A 21,527-nucleotide genomic window follows, 5' to 3' on the forward strand; every position below is an offset into this window, starting at 1 on the left:
TTTTCGGTTGACTTGTGCCGCCCTGCGTTGGCGTTGCGGGTTGGGCTTGGCGGCGGTTGGCGTTGAGTGCATTGTTCATGCCCATTAAGTTAAGCCTACTGGAATAAAGCGAGAGACGACCTTTGTGATAAATACCACTCTATCATGGGGTCGCCTCTCAGCAAGTATTTCCGGGCCATACGGCTCGCGGTTGCAAATATAGCCAACTCACCGGAACTATACTTCCGCCGTCCGGGGCGGGATTTTTGTCGTCGTCGCCTGCTGCCAGCCGAGCGAACGGTCTGGCTGGTGTTATCGCTGTTGCGCCAGAGCCTGTGCGTCGAGCTCGGCCATTTTTTCCAACGTCTCGACGCTGTGGATGACATACCCACCAAAAGCGCCCTGGTACAGGCGCGCAACAAAATCCACCACACGTTTTTCAGGGATTTGCTGCGGCAAAGCGCCGAGTTGTTTTATCACTGTTTTGAGGCGCGGCGCTGGCGTTCTTTCCGTTTGTGGGCTACCGACGGGTCGGGGTTCCGCCTGCCTGACACCGATGAGTTGGGCGAGGAGTTCGGCTGGCACGTCAACCAGCATTCGGCGGTGGCCTCGGCCCGCGTCCTGGCGCACTTCGACGTGCTCAACCAGATCATTGTCAACGCCTTTTTCCACACCCGTTATGAATCCGAATCCCTCATCGCCCCATGGCATATTCATACCGTACCCTCAGACGTGCTCATGATTTACGACCGGGGTTTCCCGGCGCAGGTCATCCCCTGGCTGCATCTTTATTTCGGTTCACATTGCTTGGTCCGCCTGACCCTCACCCATTCGACCGTCGTCGAGGAATTCGTCGCTTCCAAAAAACGACAACTCATTGTCCGCGAAGCGCTTAACGTGCGCTCCAAACGGACGCTCCGCGCCCTTGGCATCCCCTTCCAGCGGGGGCAGGCCCTCGAGCCACCCTCATCGTGTACAATTTCCTGTCGGCGCTCCACCACAGCATGCAAGATGACATTGACCGGATCAATGCCCGCAGAAAAACGCCCTGCCAGGCTAACCGCAATATCAGCGTCGGGCTTTTCAAGTCTTTCATCGTCAGGCTTTTCCTGCGCCCGCGCGAAAACCTCGACGCCGAAATCGCGCGACTCAAAAAATACCTCCTCAAACAACTCGAGCCCCGCAAAATCAATTACCGCCCCAGAAAGCCTCCAATGATGCGCCTCGGCGAAAGACACAATTTCGAGTTCAATTACCGTCACGCCCTCTGAGGCTAATCCTTTTTGGGGCTTTTTCCAGCTCCGGCACTTCGCCCGGACCGGCAGGGGATTGACCGCCCTGCGTGGACAGCCCCATGGTCTGTGGTTTGGTGTGTTGGCGGCGCACCACCAGCGCCGGGGCAAGCGATCTATAGGGCGGTGGCTAGGCTTAACTTAATGGGGTTGATGCAGTGATGGGTGCACTATTTATTGAATTACAATCTTCCCAATTGAAATTTCCTTATAATTTGCATATAATTGAATGAAATACAATCCCTTTGTCAATTGTGAAGCATTGAACTCCGATAAAAATTCTCCTGCCTCCTGTCTTGCTTTTTTTATTTCTATAACAACTCCCATTTCATTGACAAGTGAAACATGAATATTCTCTTCTTTGTCAGTATTGAATTTAACAGTAAAAGTTTCATTTGCAGGATTAGGAAAAATAATAAGGTTTTGTATATTAATACCTTCAATAGTTGCATTAGGTTGTAAAACAACTATCGTATTTTCTAATTCATAAACACAACCATTGCCAAGTGTGACTGTTACTGTATATGTAGTAGTAGTTGTTGGGGATACATACAAAGATTTGTTGTGAGTTGTATCTCCCGTACTCCAAATCGCTTCAACTGCCCATACATACATACCAACTGTTTGCCCAAGCTGTATGGTATCATTTGGATAGTTTAATATTGGTTGAGGTTCTTCAACATAAACAGTACCTATGTATGCTTTTGTACATCCGGCAATACTCGAAACCGTAACAGAATAGGAAGCAGACGGTGAAATCGGAACAACTTGTATAGATTGAGAACTTTCACCTGTGCTCCAATAAAATTCATAATCATACCATGCTGGGCCCCAAGTATTTGCAGTCAAGGTGGCGACAGAATCATATGCGCAGACTATTTTACTTGGAACAGATAAGCCAATTTCTATTACAACAATGGTCTTTTGCAATGTAACTCCTCCTCCCATGCCGTCACTTATTTGAACTATATATGTGGTGTATGGGCTATTATCTGGCGTAATGACAATAGATGATGAAGTATCTCCTTCAGATGTTAAATAGTTCACTCCCTCCCACGTTATTTTTCCCCAAGTAAAATATTTACCTTCACTTGCTGTAAGTGTAATTGATTCTCCTTTGCAAATTGTATCTGAAGATGCAATTAATGCAGCATTTGATAGTTCATATCGATGAACACATATTGAATCTATTGAATTTTGATAAACTTCTTGCGGAATGTCTATACAGTTGCCACATAAAGGGGGAAAGTAACCAAAAGGAACAACAAATAAACAAATCTCAGTTGCTAAATTGTCATTTCCACCCGTTGTATAATCTACACTCCATTGACCATCACATAAAATCGGAACTGTTGGGCTACAAAAAGTCGGCTTGGTCCACCAGCCACCAACTTTGATATAGGTTGCGATTCTATATTCACATGGCTTTATATTATCAACATGCCCTTTAATCAATGAATAATTACTATATCCGGGTATGTTATCAACAATAAAAGTGTCATTTGAACCGTTACTCAGGGTACTGCATAACCATGTACTATCAATGTTCGTTATCACTTTGAACAATGTATCCATTCCTTGCTTCATGGTTTTGTCGTTAGTAAAGATTCCCCAGCCATAATCATTAGGCAATTTCCAAGGCTCATCAAATGCACAAAATAAATTTACATCAATATTAAAAGAAGTGCTCCAATTAAGCAATTCTCTATTGTACCGAATTGCATTTTCAAGAGATGGTACAGCATTACCAACTGGGTTTCCTTCTGTTTTCCACCCGCTTTCTGAAATGATTATTTCTTTTCCGGTGTCAATTGCAAATGGCAAAAGGTCTTGATAACATTGATGAAACCTTTGTATTGCACAATTAATTGAAGTCCCCTCCCAAAAAGGATAAATATTAGGGAAAATGAAATCGCAAGCGTTCATTACTTCCGGATGGCAGATTAGTTCGGAATAAATGTCAGCACATGAAACTGGAATATTAGGGCAGGCTATTTGAACTTGATTGATATAGTTAATCAATTGGGATGGTATCAAATCGCCTCGCAAAAGAACTTCACTCCCTACAATTAATTTGTCGGCATAGCCCGCATTTGCAAGCGCAATTCCGTTAGCGATTTGTTGTTGATTTGCGGCAATTCCAGCCGCTGAATTTTCTTTGCCGAGCCAAATTCCTACAATTACTTTAAATCCTTTTTGTTTGGCAAGGATAGGGATATTCTGTAACCCATTTTGGGTTCCAAAAGTACGAATACCTTCAACCCAAGGTTTAAGAGTATCTAAAAGGCAAATAATCTGAGCATCTGATATTGAATCGCCTTGATTGGGATTTTGACCAACTTCTGTGTAAGGGCTAAAATTTAGCCATTTCAGTTTAACAGTTTGGGCAAACAAATATGATGGTTGGCAGGACTCAATGACGAGAAAGGCAACCGATAGCCATATGTGTATATATTTATTTTTCATTTTTTCATTGCACCCATCGGGGGCATGGACGACGTGGCGGCGGTTTATCCGGCGGCATGTCCGGCCATGCATAGTTAGTGGCATTCCCTTTTAGGCCTTCCGGTGTCGTTGCCGCTAACGGGGGCATGGACGACGTGGCGGCGGTTTATCCGGCGGCATGTCCGGCCATGCATAGTTAGTGGCATTCCCTTTTAGGCCTTCCGGTGTCGTTGCCGCTAACTCTTCTTTCCCGTCACCCCTAATTGACGGTTAAATTCGCTTTGTCGCCCGCCGGGGTTGCGTGTATCCAACTCGAATCGGCTGGATACACGCAACCCCGGCCACAAAAAAAACGCAGCGTGCCGGACTATGCGTGCCGGCAAGCTGCGCTTGAGAATGTTGGCGGGGCGAGGCAGATTGTCCATGAGAGGTTCCTTTGACGGGCAAAAATAAGCATGTTGGTCATATCTCCAAATCATCCAACGGGCTTTTTATTTTTTCCCAACTTTTTTTCGTGATATGGGTGTATATCTCCGTCGTTTTGCTGCTTTCGTGACCGAGCAACTCCTGTATGTTGCGCAAATCCATGCCTTTTTCCAGCAGATGCGTGGCGAAGGAATGGCGCAGCGTGTGGGTGGTTGCCAGCGGGTTGATGCGCGACCGATGCTTGGCGGCTGTGAAGATGGCCCGAACGCTTCGGTCGCTGTACGGGCCTCCGTCTGGCCCCTCGAATAGCCAATGTACCGGGCGGTACAGCGCCAGATACTCCTTCAGGAGGCTTTCGGCCTTTTGGGCAAGGGTGGTGCAGCGGTCTTTTTTCCCCTTCGCGTTGCGTACAAAAATGCGGTGCTGCTCAAACTGGAGGTCGGTCAATTTCAGTTTGGTGACTTCGCCGAGGCGCAGTCCGGCTGAGTAAATCATGGTCAATATGCAGCGGTGCTTGAGGCCGTCCGCGGCCTTTCATCCTCCATTTTTCACCACCGCCCGCGCCAGCATCCCGCATTCAAACCACACCACCACTCGATAAACTCCTGCCGGGAAACGCTCAAACGAGCAGCGGCTAACCCATCCCAACGGCTCACGTTGCTCCAACAGAAATTGGCCGCTGGCATCAAACACCTGAATACCAACGGGTTGCGCAGCCGCTTCTGAGCAGTCAACCGTCAGCCAATCGCTCGTGGGGTTGGGGTAGAGGCGTATGCTGCCCAAACCTTGGGGCGTGCTCACGGCCACGCCCGACACCACGACCTCGATGGTCTGTTGCAGGAGCGATACCCCGCAAGGGCTGGTAGCAATCAGCGTCACGGTATAGACACCGCTCGCGGCGTATGCGTGGTCAATGTTGGTTCCATTGACGAACGGCGAGCCATCGCCAAAATCCCAAGTGTAGGTGGCGGCGCTTTGGCTCAGGTTGGTGAATCGTACCACCCCGCCCGGCAGAAAAGTGTAGGAAAAATTGGCGGTCGGGAAGCCAAACACCTGCACGGCGAAAGTTTGTTCAGCCGTGTCGGCCCCCACGCCGTTAGAGGCGATGAGTCGGGCAGTGTAGGAGCCGGAAGTCAAGTACTCCACCGTGGGGTTGGGGGCGGTGGAAGCGGCTGGGTTGCCGCCCGGAAACTCCCAGACAAAGTTGGCGACGTTGGCCGATGAGGTGTTTTCAAAATCCACGGCGGCCGTCAGGCAACCGAGCGTGGTGTCTTGCACCCAAAAGCCCGCCACCGGGGGAAGCGCCACGGTAAGCGTCTGCTGCATGGCGACAGTGTCGCACACATTCCAGACGGTCAGGGTGACGGTATAGGTGCCTTCGGTGGTGTATGCGTGAGCGGGGTTTTGCTGGCTGGAGATGGTGTTGTCACCAAAATCCCACAATCGGTTTGCGGCATATTGGCTCTGGTCTGCGAATTGCACCGAGCCATCGGGTTGCACAAAAAAGACAAAATCGGCGATGGGTAAGGGATTGACGGTGACGACCACCAACTGTGTCAAAGTGTCTTGCCCGGCAGCATTCGAGACAATCAACGTTGCGGTGTAAACGCCTGTGGTCGTGTAGCTAACGAACGGGTTGGGCAGGGTGGAGCTGGCCGGGGTGCCGCCGGGAAATGACCAAAGCAACGCGGTCACATTCGCGGAGGAAGCATTGCTGAATGGCACGGTCGCCGCGCCGCAGCCAGTGGTCGAGAGCGGAAACGTGAAATCGGCGATGGGGGGGAGCAGCACGTCCAACGTCTGGGTGGCGGTCGCGGTGTCGCAATCCGTGATGGCGTAGAGCGTGACGGTGTAGGTGCCTTCCGAGGCGTAGGTGTGTTGAGGATCTTCTTGTTGGCTGGTGTTGCCGTCGCCAAATTTCCAGAAAAAACTCGTGGCGCTTGACTGGTTTGAAAAATCAATCGTAGCGCCATTTTGGGAAAAGGAAAAATCTGCGTTCGGCACTGGATTGACCCACAAATTGGCTTCCGATGAAACGACTTCGTAGCACCCTGCACGCAACACACGGCACCTGAACTGCCAGCCATTTTGCCCGGCGACCACACTCAACACCGCGAGTGAGGGTGTCTGAAAACCCGCGTATTGAGCGGCATCGGCGATGTCCTGCCAACCCGTGCCGTCGTTCACCTGCCATTGGAACGCCCAATTGCCGTTGTTGGCTTCCACCACGAATGTCGCCACGTCGCCGGGGCAAACCGAGTCGGGCGCGGGTGATGCCAGCACTTGGGGCAACGTGTGGTTCGCCGTGCCTGCGGGCATGGCGGGGAGGTTTTCCACCAAGCCCGCTTCGCCTGCCGAAGCGCCCCGTGTGGTGCCGTTGCAGCCATTGGTGGAGGCCGCCACGATGCCCGCTTGCCCGCCCGTCGGGGCGCTCAAACCGGGCAAGTTGGCCAGGATGCGCCCCCCGGAGCCGCCTCCGCCGGGTCCAAAGCAACGGTTGGAGTTGTTGTTGAAAGTGTTGCCGCCGTTGCCGCCGTTGGCACGCACGACGAGGTTTGCGGGAGCGGCATTTGTTTTTAGCCATATTGTGCCGCCTGCGCCGCCGCCGCCGGCCCCGTCGCCTTGAGCGAGTGCGGCGCTCAGCCCATTGGCCGAGATAAGGGGGTTGGCCCCAACGATGTCGCCTGCTTCTATCAAGATGATGCCGCCGCCGTTGGCCCCCGCACTGAACAGCGTGTTGTTGGAGTGGCCAGCCCCGCCGCCCCCGCCGAGAAACATCCGGTTGGTGGTGAAAGGCGGCGCATAGCCTCGGATGCCGGGATAGTAGCCGTCGCAGCCGAGGGCGCTCGGTTCGTCGTTGTCGCCGCCGTTGCCGCCGTCGGTGATGTTCGCGCCGCCACCGCCGCCGGAGTTGTGGTCATTGCCGCCACCGCCGCCGTTGGCTTGGGGGCCGCGACCGAGTTCCTTGCCCGGCTCGGGCAGCGCGATGCCTTCGCCTTTGTAGCCGCCGCGCCAATTGGGGAAGGGGTAGAAATAATTGAGTTCGGGAAAAAGAAAATTGCAGTTGTTGCCTGCACCGACATATGCCGCGCCGCCGCGAAAGCCCGCGCCATCGGCGACAATGGGCGCGTCTATGGTCAGTGTGCCAGCCACTTCGAGTGCCAGCACGCCGCCCGTGGCACCGTTCCACGGCTGGCAGCGTAGGGTGTCGGTCACAAGGGCGTTGGTGTATTGCGGGATGGTCACCGCCTGCAATTTGCCCGGCAGCGAGTAGGCGTAAACGAGCTTTTTTTGCACAAAAAGCGCGTTTTCACTCACCGAATCAATCACAGCGCGTTCGTAGCGCCCCGCGAAGTTCATGTTTTGAATCAGGCCATAGAGAAAGTTGTTGCCCGACACAATTTCGGTGCCTTGCATCTGAATGAGCAAGACGGGCGCACCCGCGCGAAACCCCGTAGTGTCGCTCACCGTCAATTTGCCAGAGCAGCTGTCAATGGCAGTGACGGCAGCGTAATGGTTGATTGTGCCAGAGATTTGTACGGCTTGAGCGTCTGATGTTTGGAGCTTGAAAAAGAAAAAGATTAGCGAGCATAGCCGAAGTATGTTCATGCGGAACCGATTTATGGTGATTAGCAAAATTTTTCACGGACGAGGCTGCTTTTTAACGCACAAAAACAAATCTCATTTGGTTTTTCGGCAAAGCCATTCGTACATTTGCGCCCTCGAAAAGCCCGGCGTTGTTTCAGACAAGGAACCGGGCGAGTATTTTCTCACTTAAATTTTCAAATTTCAGAACATGGCAGTCAAACTTCGTCTGCAACGCAAAGGTCGCAAAGGCGCGCCTTTTTATCACATCGTAGTCGCTGACGCCCGCTCCCCGCGCGATGGCCGTTTCATCGAGAAACTCGGTACTTACAACCCCCTCACGGTTCCGGCCACCATCGAATTGGACCGCGACCGCGCTTACGACTGGCTGAAAAAAGGCGCTCAGCCGACCGATACAGTGCGTTCCATTCTTCGTTTCAAAGGTGTTTTGCTCAAAAAACACTTGGACCGCGGGGTGAAAAAAGGTGCATTGACCCCCGAACAAGCAGAAGAGAAATTAAATGCTTGGATAGACCAGAAAGAAGCCCGTATCGCTGCCCGCCGCGAGGCCAGCGCTGAGGGCAAGCGCCAATTTGTCGCAGCGGTGGATGGCGTCGCGAAAGCAAAGCCAAAGCCCGCCCAGCCTGTGGAAGAAGTGGCTGAGCCGGCAGCGGAAGCCGTCGAGGCCACTGCTGAGGTTGTGGAAGCCGTCGAGACATCACCCGTCGAAGCAGCAGCCGAGCCAGTGGTGGAGGCCGTCGCGGAAGCTCCCGAAGCGACCGAGCCTGCCGAGGACGCTGCGCCTGCTTCGGAAGAAGAAAAATCTGGAGACGCATAACCAAAATCTTCCGGGCATATCCTTATGTTTGCCCTCAGATTTTGATGGTGAAATAAAAACCTGGTAAAGTCCTGTGCGGCTTTACCGGGTTTTTTTTCAAAATATCCCCCCAATTGGCCGATTTTCGGGTGTTTGGTTTCGCGGGTGGCCCCATCTTTCGATCATCGCCCATTAGTTTCTAATTATCCAACTTAGCGTTTGTCATGCAACCATTAGACGAAAAATACTACGACCGCCTGAACGAAATCGCGGTGGCCATTCAGGAATTCCCCAATCTGGCGCTTTACCTCGAAGAGGAGGAGGATGAGTACTACAACGCCTTGCGCACGGAGTTCGAGCCGATGCTCTCCGAACTGCACCACCAAGTGGCGGCAGAAGCGCCGTTGCAATTGGTGACTTTTGAAAAATACCTGTTGGAGCCGCCTTTTGAAGGCTTGTACCTGCCGCGTGTGTTGGGCTACGCGGTGTTGCGCGGCGAAATCACCGACCAATACAAATACGTCCGCCCCAACGACCACTTCAAGGACATCCTGCTGGCGATTTGCCAGAGCGTGCATTTCGAGCAGCTGAAAAAACGCATCGGGCAAAGCATATCGGTGGGGTTTGCGCTCAGCAGCGATATCTGGATAACCAATCTGATGACGCAGGTGGAAAACAAGCGTATCCGCTACTTCCTCCAACAATTAAAAAGCGACCAATACCGCGACGTGAAGGCGCGTGCCGACCTCTATCGACGTTATTCCAATCAGTTCCGCAACGAACTGTACTACTCGGCGGATTTCCCCACTTCTTTGGGTGAGATGAAAGCCAATTTCTCGGCGTTGCGCCAGTTTTTGCTCAAACGTTTTGAGGTGGGCGGTGTGAACGACAGCCTCAAGGAGCAGATGAAGGGCTTTTTGGACAACAAGAACTTTCAGGGCACGGAGGAGTATCTCGAAATGTTGGCCATGTATGGCAACTACACCGAGCTCGACCCAGCAGAACGGCTGGCCTTTGCCACCCATTTCGAGCGCGAGCGGCGCTCTTTCCCCGAATTCGACACGCGCTACCTGCGGTTCCTGTTGTCGCTCTACACATCGCCCGGCATCACCGCTGCCAACGACGAGCGCATGAGCGCCGCCGTGGACAAAACTTGGAAAGACAAAATCAGCGATTACTACCGCATTGCCGACAAAATCCATAGCCTCGGCTATGTCCATCCCGATGCCATCGAGGCCGTGCAGGATTTTTACAACACACACAAAGGACTTTCGGTGGAAAGCGAGTGCCTGCGCCAGTTGGTGCTGACTTATTTTGCCCGGCTCATCAATGGCTTGACCGAGCGCGAATACGCCGACTACTTTGAGTTGAACAAGATTTTCGGGGTGTATATGAAGATTTTTGGCAACCAGCAGTTCAACCAAGCGGTGGAAAAACACTCGATGGAATACATCCGAAAACTCTTGACAAAATTCACCGACAAACGCGCGAAGGACTATCAGGATGTGAAGCGTTTTGTCTCCGCCCAATTTGTGGACTTCGGCTTTTTGGACGACAAGGAAGTGGTGGAGCTGTTCAAGACGCGACGCAAACGGCGCAAGGCATCGGAGGGGTAGGTTGTTTGTTGTTTGTTGTTTGTTGTTCGTTGTTTGTTGTTTGTTGTTTGTTGTTCGTTGTTTGTTGTTCGTTGTTTGTTGTTCGTTGTTTGTTGTTTGTTGTTCGTTGTTCGTTGTTTGTTGTTTGTTGTTCGTTGTTCGTTGTTCGTTGTTTGTTGTTCGTTGTTTGTTGTTTGTTGGTTTCAGCCAAATAGTCGAAGCGCGGGTGAAAGTTGTTTTTGAAAAAAATACCTTCACCCGCGCTTTCTTTAGATATGCCCACTCATTGACCACATTTTTCACACTCCCTCGCTATGTCAGTTTTGATTTTCCTGATTGTTCTCTATATCTTGCTCGGCGTGAGCATGATGAAACTGTTTGAAAAGGCGGGCATCCCCGGCTGGAAGGCATTGGTGCCGGGCTTGGCGGCAGTCGAATGGTGCAAGATGATTGGCCGCAAACCGCGCTATGCCTTGTGGCTGCTTTTCCCCATCGTCAACATTTTCATATACGCGGGCATGGTGATTGACATGGTGCGCTCGTTTGGCAAGCACAGCTTTTGGCAGGCCGCATTGGCGGTGATTTACGCGCCAATTCCATTTTTCCTCATCGGAGCCAATAAAAAGGACCAATACCAAGGGCCGATTTTGGAACGCGAGCGCGAATATCACCGACTGCACCACGCCGCGCAAGAGAAGCAGGACAAACTGGCGCTGAAAAGGGTTGAGACCGACTATGCGTACCTCCGCAAATCGCAACTCCGCGAATGGGCCGAAGCGGTCATTTTTGCCGTGTTCGCCGCGGCGTTCATTCGGATGTTCCTCATCGAGGCCTATGTGATTCCCACGCCTTCGATGGAAGGCACGCTCAAAGTGGGCGACTTCTTGTTTGTCAGCAAAGCGCACTACGGTATTCGCACACCAATGACGGTGGTGCAATTCCCCCTGATGCACAACCAGATGCCCTTTGGCTTGGGCAAATCATACACCGAAAAGCCCTCGTTGCCTTACTACCGCCTTCCCGCGCTGGAAAAAATAGACCGCAACGAGCCAGTGGTGTTCAACTGGCCTGCGGGCGATAGCGTGGTGATTACCCCCGAACGAAGCTACAGCATTGACCAGATACGCCAGCAAACGGGTGGGTTGCTGCCGCCCGGCCTGAAAGTCGTGACGCACCCCATTGACAAAAAAGACCATTACATCAAGCGGTGCGTCGGGCTGCCAGGCGATAGCCTCGAGATTCGCAAGGGGCAGATTTACATCAACGGCGAATTGGCCCAAAACCCGAAACACCGCCAATTCCTCTATCAGGTGAAGCCGCAGAATATCAGCCTGAAAAAATTGGAGGAGTGGGGCGTGTCGCTCAGCAGCCCCCAAGACCGCCAGTTGGCCAGCCAAGGCGCTTTCTTCTTCGACGACGACCAAGTCAAGAAAGTCAAATCGCTTGGCAACAACATTCAGGTGGAGCGCGTGCCGCAAGACCGCGAGCCGGGCTATGTGTTTCCCAACGATGCCCGCCACGCCGGCGGCTGGACGGTGGACGACTACGGCCCCATCTGGATTCCGAAAAAAGGCGCGACCACGCCCCTAGACACCAACAATGTGTCTTTCTACCGCCGAATCATCACCGTGTATGAGGGCAACAAACTGGAAGTGCGCGAGGGCAAAATTTTCATCAATGGCCAAGAAGCCAACTCCTACACCTTCAAACAGGACTATTTCTGGATGATGGGCGACAATCGCCACAACTCGGAAGATTCGCGGATTTGGGGCTATGTGCCAGAAGACCACATCGTGGGCAAGCCACTTTTCATCTGGTTTTCCACTAAAAACGGAAATATGCGCGAGGGCATCAACTGGAACCGCATTTTCAAATCGGCCAGCTCGATGTAAAAATGTCGTCAACGACTACCTTGCGGCAAAAATGCTGAACCATGATGCCGTATCTTCCTGCTGCCCACCGCTATGACTCCATGCAATATCGCCGCTGTGGTCGCAGCGGTCTGAAACTCCCGGCGGTCTCGCTCGGCTTGTGGCACAATTTCGGCCATGTGGACGTGTACGAAAACTACCGCGCCATCCTGCACCTCGCCTTCGACGCGGGCATCACGCATTTCGACCTTGCCAACAACTACGGCCCACCACCCGGCTCGGCGGAGGAAAATTTTGGCCGCATCCTGCGACAAGATTTCAAAGGCTACCGCGACGAGATGATTATCTCGTCGAAGGCTGGCTATCACATGTGGGAAGGCCCCTATGGAGAATGGGGCAGCAAGAAATACCTCATCGCCAGTCTCGACCAAAGCCTCCAACGCATGGGGCTGGACTACGTGGACATTTTTTACAGCCACCGTCCCGACCCGGACACCCCCTTGGAGGAAACCATGTCGGCGCTCGACCTCATCGTGCGGCAAGGCAAGGCGCTCTATGTGGGCATTTCAAACTATCAGAACAAAGAAGCGCAAGAGGCTATCCGCATTTTGAAAGAACTCGGCACGCCCTGCCTCATTCACCAGCCCAAGTATTCCATGTTCGAGCGTTGGGTAGAAGGCGGCTTGCTCGACATCTTGGAGCACGAGGGCGTGGGCTGCATACCCTTCTCCCCACTGGCGCAAGGGCTGCTGACCGACAAATATCTGAGCGGCATCCCGACGGATTCGAGGGCTGCCAAGCCGCACGGCTTTTTGAAAGAAACCGCCATCACCGACGAGCGCCTACGCCAAATCCGAACACTCCACCACATCGCCCAACAACGCGGCCAAACGCTCGCACAAATGGCCCTGTCGTGGCTCCTGAAAGACGCACGCATCACCTCTGTGCTCGTTGGGGCCAGCCGACCGGAACAATTAGCCGATTCGCTGCGATGCCTCGACCGTCTTGCGTTTTCCCCCGAGGAATTGGGGCAGATAGAAGCGGTGTTGAAACGGTGAGGCAGACAGGAGAAAACAACTGACCTCGGAGCACCCATTCCGCTTAAAATTTAAGGCGGTTTTGCCGCGCATGGCGAAAGGCCACTTTTGACTGACGAAGAGCCTATCACACACTTTCTTCCTTTGGACGCTTGCCCTTTTCAAGCAAATTCGATAGGAACGAGTTGTAGAAATTGGTCGCCGCCATTTGGTGGGGCAACAGCACCTCGTCGGCGCCGCAAGCGCTCAGCAACTCGTAGTCTTTGTCGTTGAGCGCGGTGAGATAAATTTTGCCCTCGTAGCCATTTCGTTTCAAGGTCTCGAAGAGGTGGACGGAGGCTTCCCTGTCGGATACCGTGCTCACGACGCACTTGGTGTGCTTGAACGGGATTTGTTCCAGAATCTCCGGGTCAGTGATGTCCCCATAGACGATGTCCTTGCCACGCTCTTGCCATGACTTGACGATGATGGGGTCGAAGTCAATGCCCAAGTATCGCACCTCCTGATGTCCTTCAAGCATTTCCGCGAGCCTGCTGCCAAATCGGCCAAGACCAAAAATGACCAAGTCGTAGGGAGGTTGTTCGCCTGCTTTGACATCTGTTTCCCGATAGGGGTTTTTTCTTTGAAAAATACTGAGCAACGGCGCGATGACTTCATAAATCTGGTGAGAGTAAAGGATGAGATAGGTGGAAAGACCAATCGTGATGAGACCCACCAAGGTGATGAGGCCCACCGTCTCTTCGGTGATGTGCCCGACCGTGAGGCCCAAGCCGGCAAAAATGAGGGAGAACTCACTGATTTGCGCCACGGTCAAGCCCGCCAAAAAGGATGTCCTTTTGCGATAGCCCATGAAACCCATGATGATGAGCACAATGAGCGGATTGCCCACAAGCACAAACAGGGAAAATACAAGGGCCGCCGGCACTTGGCTACCGATGATGGCCAAATTGAGATTGGCTCCCAAATTGACAAAAAAGAAGAGCAACAGAAAATCACGAAGACTCACCAATCGGCTACTGATGACATCCTTGAACTGCGAGGAAGCCAAACTCACCCCTGCCAGAAACGCCCCCACCTCTCGGCTGAAATCCATTAAATCGCCCGCCGATGCCAACGCAACCGACCATGCGATGGCGAACAGCGTCAGCAACTCCTGCGACTTGGCCAGAAAATAACTTACCCTCGGAATCACCCACCGCATCACTATTAGCGTGACCAACAGCAAGATAGAGCCTGACAACAGGGATTTCCCAAAATCCTGCAAGAGCGTGGCGTCGTCCTGCTGCCGCATGGCCGAAAGCACTATCATCACCAAAATGACCACTATATCCTGCACAATCAGAAAACCAATGGCAATCTGACCGTGCAACGAGTCTATCTCTTTTTTATCGGACAACAACTTCACGATGATGATGGTGCTCGAAAAAGTCAGCGCCACCGCGATGTAGAAACTGTGCAGGCTGGAAAAACCCAAACCAATCCCGATAAAATAACCTATCAACGAGGTGAACACAACTTGCCCCAACCCGGTGAGCAACGCGATTTTGCCGATGGACTTAATGATGCGCAAGTCGAGCTTTAGCCCCACGATGAACAGCAGTATGGCAATGCCCATGTCCGCGAGCAAGTGAATGTTGTCCTTTGATTTCACGATGTCCAACACCGACGGCCCGACAAGCACCCCCAACGCAATGAACATGACTATGAGCGGTTGCCGCAACAACTGCCCGATGCCACCCAACAAAGCCGCAAACGACAGGATAATCGCAAACTCGTAAAATGGATTCAAGGATATGGAGGAAAACCAACTCATAGCGGAATGATGATTAGCGGCATGGAGCCATCATGCACCAGCTCATTGATGAGAAACTTTCTGAACAATTGGTCGGAGAAGGAACGCGAGCCTTTTTGCACCACCAGCATACTGCAATCCTCTTGCTGCAAATATGCCTTGATTTCCTTGAAGGCGCTTTCAGCCTTGAAAATCTTGAAAGAGGAAGGCGCTTCCGATTGGTAACGCGCGCACAGGTGTCCCAAATAACCCGACGAACGCTCCGCATCCTCTTCCGGCGCGACCACGGCGACAAACTCGATGTGCACGATGCGCCCCTTGAACGAATGCACCACTTGGCCGAAAGCCTCCTCATTGAGCGGATATTGTTCGCTCACGGCCACAATCAATTTTTCCGGGATGAAATGGCCGACATGGACCGGCACGGCCACCGTGACATGGTTGAGGTATTCCACCACCTTTGTCACCGTGCTGCCTATCAGGATTCTCTTCAGCGTGCTCGTGCCTTTCAGCCCCATCAAGAGCATATCCTCGTGCCGCTGTTTCAATATTTTAGACAGCGAGACCAGCAGGCTTTTCTCCGAGACGTGGTAGGTCACCTTGAGCGCGTCGGAAACGTGCTTGTGCACCAAATCGGTGAGCCTCGCAGTGGCTTTTTCCTTTTCTACTTCAATGATGTGCCGCCGGCTTTCCCGGTCAGCCAAGGCAGGTACCAGCCCCGGCACCTGATGCATCACCAAAAGCTGGGCGTGCAGCAGCTTGCCCCATTCGTTGGCAAGGTGCAGGAGTGTTTCGGAATATGGGGAAAAATCAATGAGTACGATGAGCCTTGTCTTCATGTGCATCAACATCAGTGTGTCCGACCATCGCCTTGCAAGTTCATAGGCCAATCCCGATATGCCGAACGTGCAGAAAATAATTGGCGGAGGGTGGAAGGTTTAGTGGAGCCTACGTCCACCCTCTACCTTCTACCCCCTATACCCTGAAAATTGGCTTGTAGCGACGGTCAGATGGGTGGGTGATAAGCAAAGGTAAGCAACGGCCTGACATTTTCCAATTCACCGCGGAGACGCGGAGACGCAACGTTTTTATTTTTTGAAAATCAAACTTTTAGAAATCCTATGCGTCTCAGCGGTTGGGAAAAATGTCATGTAGCGTGGGCACTTTGTCCAATAAGTACTTCAACGCCGCCGATTTCCCGTCCCGCCTCATGCCAGTAATGACGGTGATGTAATGCTGATTTAAGTGTTCCTCAGGTGCAGGAAAAATTTTGCGAGACAGCATACAGCATAACTTTTTGCAGAAAAAAATTAGAGGATGTCTCATGATGGATGTTTGTTTGACAGGATTGACAAGATTCGCGCCCTTTTTCGGGTAAAAAAAACCTGTAAATCTTGTTAATCCTGTCGAAATTTAAACATTCCGGGAGGCGGCTGCCTTCTGGGTCGAATCCGTGTCGAAATTTAAACTTGTGAGGCGGCCTCTTTGTAGTTTCCCAGAAAACATAACCTTTTGGCCGCGTCCGGATGCTGCCCTCACGCCAATTTCACCGCAGCAATGCCACCTCGCCTTTTCGCGCCACGCGCTGCCGCTGACCGTCGCGCAGCACCTCGTACTCCACCCACCAAACATACACATCGGAAGGCGCATCCTTGCCATCCACCCGACCATCCCATGCGGCGGCGGGGTCGTTTGTTTCGAAGACCATCAGCCCCCAACGATTGTAAACCCTGAAAAGCGTGGTGGTGACTGGGCAGAAAAACAGCGGCTTGAACGTGTCGTTCACGTTGTCGCCATTAGGCGTGAAAGCGTTTGGGAATGCGTCGGGGCGATTGCCGACCTCTATGCGTACTGTCCGATTTTTGGAACACACGCTGCTCTGCCCTTTTCTGTCAATCAAAAAAAAGCCGTCGTTCGGATAACACACCCGCAGAGGGTTGTCAGGGTCGGGCACGCCGCCGGGAGTTGAAAAGGTGTAGGTCACGCCGGGCGTGTTGCCGACGACTGTGATTTCCACACACTCGCCCGGGCAAATGCTCGAATCGGAAACGGCAAAATCGAGGTCTATCGGCACGCAAAGGTCCGTCACCGTTGCTTCCGCAGTCGTGCCAGACACTTGCTGACCAATGGTGTTGAACCCGACAGCAGAGATTGGGACATAAGGCTGCGTGTTGGGCATCGCGTCTTTCACCACCAATTTAGCCGACACGGGGCAGCAATCGGCGCTTGGGAGCAGCCCATCAGCCGCGATTTTGACCAAATAGAATTCCTCATTGCCATTGACGGTGGCCGAGCCCACCGCCGCAAAACCACCCATCGTCGGAACCACTTCTCTCAAAGCGGCACGTTCGCCACCAGATTTGTATTCATATTCCCAGAGCAAATCGCCGTCTTCCGAAATTTTGAACAGCACCGCCGGGCTGCCCACCTGATACTGAGGGTCGGCGGCGGACACGATAAATTGATTGCCCATCAACCCCTGCAAGTGCATAGCGCCCAGATTCAGGTTGGGCGCGGTATAAGTGCGCGACCAGCGCACCGCACCCGTTCGGGTTGTTTTCATGAGCCACACTTCGTTGAGGCCGCCAAAACCGTTCGAGTAGCCTGCCAAGAGGAGACTGCTGTCGTTGACGAAAGGAGCAATACTCGTGAATTGGTCGGTGCCGGAAGAGCCATAGCGCCGCGTCCACAGCACTGCGCCCGTCGGGGAAAGCCGTGCCAACAGGCCGTCGCGGTGGCCGTCGAAATTGGCCGAGTACCCCACGCAGTGGAGGAAGCCTTCCACATCCTCCCAGCAGTGTTCGAGCGCGTCGTTGCCCTGGCCTCCAAAGACGTTTTGCCACACCACGTTGCCACTCGAATTGATTTTCAGAACGAGCGCCCTCGAAAACGGGTTTACGTCGGCACGTCCGCTTATCAGGATGCCGCCGTCGGCCAAAGGCAACAGCCTGCCGAACGTGGAGGGCATAGAGGCTCTTTGCGCCAGCAACACGTCGCCCGAGTCCGAGATTTTCATCCACCCGCCCGCTCCGTTCGAATTGAAAATCGCCCAGAAACCATCGCCGCCCTGCGCCCGATGGATGTCAACGGCGATTTCGGCACCGTTGCCTTGATAGATTTTCGACCACAACGGCTCACCTTTTTGATTGAGGCGGTGGAGCCACATTTGCTCGCTGCCGACGGGCCCCGTCGCGCCAGCCAGCATGATGTCGCCATTGGGCAAAACGGCCACGCTACGACCCACGTCTCTAAAATTGCGGTCGAGTGTTTTTTGAAAATAATCTTGAGCATGGAGGCCTTTTCCAAAAAATAAAAAAGCGAACAAGGCAAGTAGCAGACGTAATTGTGTCATTGTTGGGATGTTTTTGGACAAAAATAAGCCGCTTGTGACTCATCCCGGCACACAATCGCCTCAAACCATCGTCGTGGGGCGCGACGCCAAGCTCCCGTAATGCTCCAAGAGCTGGCGCCCCAGTTCAAGATTGTCGTAGTGAACATGACAGAAGCGCTTTGCCTTGCGCCCCATCTCAGCCAACCGCTCGCCTTGAAGGTGGCACCAAGCCAAGGCTTTGAGGAAATCGTCAGGCGTGTCGGCGAGTAGGCACTCTTGCCGATGCCGCGCCTCGATACCTTCCATGCCCACGCGGGTGGACAACACCACTTTACCGACGGCCATACCTTCGAGGATTTTTGCCCGCATGCCGCCGCCGGAGAGCAACGGCACCACCATCACCGAATGTTGGTTCAAAAAATCGGGCGCGCTCGGCACTTCGCCGTGAAACCTGACGCGCTCCATGTCGAGGTGGCGCAGCCAATGCGGTGCCGTGCGGCCCGCGATGTGGAAAGTCAATGCAGGGAACGCGGTCGCGAGCACAGGTGCCCACACTTCGTTGAGAAACCACTTTAGCCCTTCTTGATTGGGCATCCAGTCCAAAGAGCCAATAAACGAAAGACTAAGCGGGCGGCTGTAACTCGTGTAGTCGGCCTGATAGTCGCGGCAGTCCAGCCCGATGGGCGCGATGGTGGCGGGTTGGCGCAGCCCCAAGGCTCGAAACTGCTCCACGTCGCGCTCGCTGATGCCTACCACGAGGTCGTAGTCGTTCAGGTGCTCGAGCTCATATTGGCGCAGGCGCGGTGTGATTCGTTGCAGGTACCAACGTTTCAGCGGGTTGGAATTCGCGGCCACGCGCTCCCATATCTCATGCTCCACGTTGTGGGCGCGGAGCGCAATCAAGGCGGATGAATGTTCCCGAATGACCGGGATGTAGGGGGTGAGATATAGTGATTCGAGTTGTACCACGTCGAATGTGTTGCTTTTCAACAACGCCTTTAGTTTGTTGGCAAAATCGGCGTTGTCGAACCGCTCCACATGATAGGATTTGTCGGTGAACAGATTGAGCAGCGCTGGCAGCGGGCGGATATGGTTGTTGACAAAAACGGTATGGATGGCCGTGTAGTGGTCGAAGTCGTGAGGCAATTCGCCCGTGTCGAACCAATGCTTGCTCGTGTTCATGGACAGCAAGGTGACTTCGCTGCCCAATTCATCGAAAGCCTTGGCCAGATAAGTGCTGGCAATGGCCGCCCCGTCTTTCAGGGGCCATGGGAATTTGTTGCAGAGTTGCAGGATTCGCATAAAAGCAGGTTTCAAGGTTTCGTCTCAAATCATTTTCATCTTGGCATATTTTCCGACCTTTGCGCGTGACAGCTAGCCCTCCACCTTCTACCTTTCACCGCAAAAATGGTTCTCAAAGCAAATAACATCCACAAATCCTACGGCACGCTGGAAATCCTAAAAGGGGTGAACCTCGAGGTGCGGCGCGGCGAAATCGTCAGCATCGTCGGCAAGTCGGGGGCGGGCAAAAGTACGTTGCTTCACATACTTGGCACGCTCGACGCTGCCGACCGCGGGGAACTCCTCATTCGAGACATGCCCATTCGCTCGTTGAGCGCCAAACAGTTGGCGGCTTTTCGCAATCGTCACATTGGTTTTGTCTTTCAGTTTCACCATTTGTTGCCAGAATTCACGGCGGTGGAAAACGTGTGCATCCCGGGTTTTATTCAGAAAAGAGCAACCAGCGAGGTGAAAAAACGCGCCGAGGAATTGCTCCGCTACTTGGGTCTCGCCGAACGCCTCACGCACAAGCCCACTGAAATGAGCGGTGGTGAACAACAGCGCGTGGCGGTCGCTCGCGCATTGGTCAACCAACCCGACATTATTTTTGCCGACGAACCAACGGGCAATCTCGACAGCATGGCCTCGCAAGATTTGCACCGCCTGCTACGCCAGCTCCGCGACGATTACGGACAGGCATTTGTCATTGTCACGCATAATAAAGAACTTGCCGACCTTTCAGACAGGTGTCTGGAAATGAAAGATGGGTTGTTGGTTTGAAGGAGTTGTCCGGCCAAGCGAAGCGGACAGCCCCTTCAATCCAACCAACTCGCACACAACGTTTATGCGCCTCATTCTGCTGCTTCTCGCTTTAGTTTTTGCCGGATGTGCTTCGTCCGTCAAACAATCTGTTGAGATACAACCCGTTAAATTTGCCGAACGGCCTAAAAACATCATCTTGCTCATCGGCGATGGCATGGCGCTGGCACAGGTGTCGGCGGGCATTTATTGGGCTGGCGTGGGCAAATCGGCTTTCGAGCAGTTCCCCTATGTGGGGTTTCACAAAAGCCATTCTTGCGACGACTATGTGACGGACTCCGCGGCAGGGGCCACGGCATTTTCTTGTGGTCAGAAAACGACCAACAACGCCATCGCGGTGCTGCCGCCTGACAATCGCCCCTGCACCACCATCCTCGAAGACCTGAGCGCCAGAGGCCACGCGACCGGCATGGTAGTCACCTGTTCGGCGCCACACGCCACGCCCGCTTCCTTCATTGCCCACCGCGAGATTCGCGCTTTTACGGAGGATATCGCGCTGGATTATCTGAAAACTCCGTTCGACTGTTTTATCGGGGGAGGCGAGCATTTTTTCAACAACCGCCCCGACCGCCTGAACTTGGAGGACTCGCTGAGACAGCGCGGCTATGTCATCCGGCGCGGCACTACCTTCGGCAGATTGCCGCTTGATGGGTCGGCGCCGTTCATGCTCTTCACTGCCGACCGCGAACCCATGACGGCTTCTGCCGGGCGGCGCTATCTGCCCGAAGCGACCCGCGTGGCTGCCCAATTTTTGCAAAAAAGAAGCGATAAGGGTTTTTTCCTGATGGTGGAGGGAAGCCAGATAGATTGGGCTTGCCATGCCAACGATGCCAACTGGCTTCGCGCCGAAATGATGGATTTTGACAAAACCATCAAACAGGCGCTCGAATTTGCTGCCTCGAATGGCGAGACGCTTGTCATCGTCACCGGCGACCACGAATGTGGCGGGCTGGCACTGACGGAAGGCCCTATAAAAAGCGACTTTCAGCCCGTTTTCTCCTGCCGCTTGCATACCGCCGCTTTGGTGCCAGTGTTTGCCTATGGCCCCAAGGCCGGGCTTTTCACGGGGCTTTACGACAACACTGACATTTATGGAAAAATGCGGGCGGCGTTGGGGATAGAGTAGGTGATAATGTGCTAATCGGGGAATGTGATATACCTCGCGCGCCGTCAGGTTTTGTGCATTCGCGTGGCGACATTTACTAAACTTTGAAAGTTTAGTAAACGTATTTTCGGTTAGACCATGCACAAAACCTA

At 53.2% G+C, this 21,527-nt stretch carries 15 protein-coding genes; 7 read left to right on the top strand and 8 right to left on the bottom strand.

What is annotated here, in order from left to right:
• Window positions 1–144 precede the first annotated feature (144 nt).
• Window positions 145–1,197, top strand: coding sequence for a transposase domain-containing protein (locus KIS77_15440; GenBank protein ID MCW5923738.1), 1,053 nt, complete (start codon window positions 145–147; stop codon window positions 1,195–1,197).
• Between the two features lie 248 nt (window positions 1,198–1,445).
• On the opposite strand, the gene KIS77_15445 is transcribed toward KIS77_15440, so the two are convergent.
• The 3 genes from KIS77_15445 to KIS77_15455 all read right to left on the bottom strand — a co-directional run bounded on the left by KIS77_15445 (window position 1,446) and on the right by KIS77_15455 (window position 7,751).
• Entirely contained in the window at window positions 1,446–3,737 is a 2,292-nt protein-coding gene (locus tag KIS77_15445) for a T9SS type A sorting domain-containing protein (protein MCW5923739.1), read from the bottom strand.
• Window positions 3,738–4,178: 441 nt separating this feature from the next.
• Complete coding sequence (locus KIS77_15450; GenBank protein MCW5923740.1) at window positions 4,179–4,637, bottom strand: tyrosine-type recombinase/integrase; 459 nt, start codon at window positions 4,635–4,637, stop codon at window positions 4,179–4,181.
• Window positions 4,638–4,676: 39 nt separating this feature from the next.
• Complete coding sequence (locus KIS77_15455) at window positions 4,677–7,751, bottom strand: PKD domain-containing protein (protein ID MCW5923741.1); 3,075 nt, start codon at window positions 7,749–7,751, stop codon at window positions 4,677–4,679.
• Window positions 7,752–7,938: 187 nt separating this feature from the next.
• On the opposite strand from KIS77_15455, the gene rpsP reads away from it, so the two are divergent.
• The 4 genes from rpsP to mgrA all read left to right on the top strand — a co-directional run bounded on the left by rpsP (window position 7,939) and on the right by mgrA (window position 13,068).
• Window positions 7,939–8,565 carry a 30S ribosomal protein S16 gene (gene rpsP / locus KIS77_15460; GenBank protein MCW5923742.1) on the top strand — a complete coding sequence of 209 codons (627 nt, stop codon included), beginning with the start codon at window positions 7,939–7,941 and terminating at the stop codon, window positions 8,563–8,565.
• 203 nt (window positions 8,566–8,768) lie between these two features.
• Window positions 8,769–10,160, top strand: a complete 1,392-nt coding sequence (locus tag KIS77_15465; GenBank protein ID MCW5923743.1) for a hypothetical protein — start codon at window positions 8,769–8,771, stop codon at window positions 10,158–10,160.
• 293 nt (window positions 10,161–10,453) lie between these two features.
• Window positions 10,454–12,031, top strand: coding sequence for a signal peptidase I (gene lepB, locus KIS77_15470; GenBank protein ID MCW5923744.1), 1,578 nt, complete (start codon window positions 10,454–10,456; stop codon window positions 12,029–12,031).
• Window positions 12,032–12,075: 44 nt separating this feature from the next.
• Window positions 12,076–13,068 (top strand): L-glyceraldehyde 3-phosphate reductase, encoded by a 993-nt coding sequence (mgrA, locus tag KIS77_15475; GenBank protein MCW5923745.1) that lies wholly within the window; start codon window positions 12,076–12,078, stop codon window positions 13,066–13,068.
• 106 nt (window positions 13,069–13,174) lie between these two features.
• Here the strand turns inward: mgrA and KIS77_15480 are convergent, their stop codons facing one another.
• The 5 genes from KIS77_15480 to KIS77_15500 all read right to left on the bottom strand — a co-directional run bounded on the left by KIS77_15480 (window position 13,175) and on the right by KIS77_15500 (window position 19,472).
• Window positions 13,175–14,860, bottom strand: coding sequence for a cation:proton antiporter (locus tag KIS77_15480; protein MCW5923746.1), 1,686 nt, complete (start codon window positions 14,858–14,860; stop codon window positions 13,175–13,177).
• Window positions 14,857–15,678: a universal stress protein gene (locus KIS77_15485; protein ID MCW5923747.1), complete on the bottom strand. Its 822-nt coding sequence runs from the start codon at window positions 15,676–15,678 to the stop codon at window positions 14,857–14,859. The genes KIS77_15480 and KIS77_15485 overlap by 4 nt, the downstream gene beginning before the upstream one ends.
• 289 nt (window positions 15,679–15,967) lie before the next feature.
• Window positions 15,968–16,123 (bottom strand): hypothetical protein, encoded by a 156-nt coding sequence (locus KIS77_15490; GenBank protein ID MCW5923748.1) that lies wholly within the window; start codon window positions 16,121–16,123, stop codon window positions 15,968–15,970.
• Between the two features lie 262 nt (window positions 16,124–16,385).
• Window positions 16,386–18,191 carry a gliding motility-associated C-terminal domain-containing protein gene (locus KIS77_15495; protein ID MCW5923749.1) on the bottom strand — a complete coding sequence of 602 codons (1,806 nt, stop codon included), beginning with the start codon at window positions 18,189–18,191 and terminating at the stop codon, window positions 16,386–16,388.
• Window positions 18,192–18,251: 60 nt separating this feature from the next.
• Window positions 18,252–19,472 (bottom strand): glycosyltransferase, encoded by a 1,221-nt coding sequence (locus KIS77_15500; protein ID MCW5923750.1) that lies wholly within the window; start codon window positions 19,470–19,472, stop codon window positions 18,252–18,254.
• 105 nt (window positions 19,473–19,577) lie between these two features.
• On the opposite strand from KIS77_15500, the gene KIS77_15505 reads away from it, so the two are divergent.
• Window positions 19,578–20,231, top strand: coding sequence for an ABC transporter ATP-binding protein (locus KIS77_15505; GenBank protein ID MCW5923751.1), 654 nt, complete (start codon window positions 19,578–19,580; stop codon window positions 20,229–20,231).
• A gap of 64 nt (window positions 20,232–20,295) precedes the next feature.
• Complete coding sequence (locus tag KIS77_15510) at window positions 20,296–21,396, top strand: alkaline phosphatase (GenBank protein ID MCW5923752.1); 1,101 nt, start codon at window positions 20,296–20,298, stop codon at window positions 21,394–21,396.
• The last annotated feature ends 131 nt before the right edge of the window (window positions 21,397–21,527 follow it).

It is taken from the genome of Saprospiraceae bacterium, assembly GCA_026129545.1.
Taxonomy (GTDB): Bacteria; Bacteroidota; Bacteroidia; order Chitinophagales; family Saprospiraceae; genus M3007.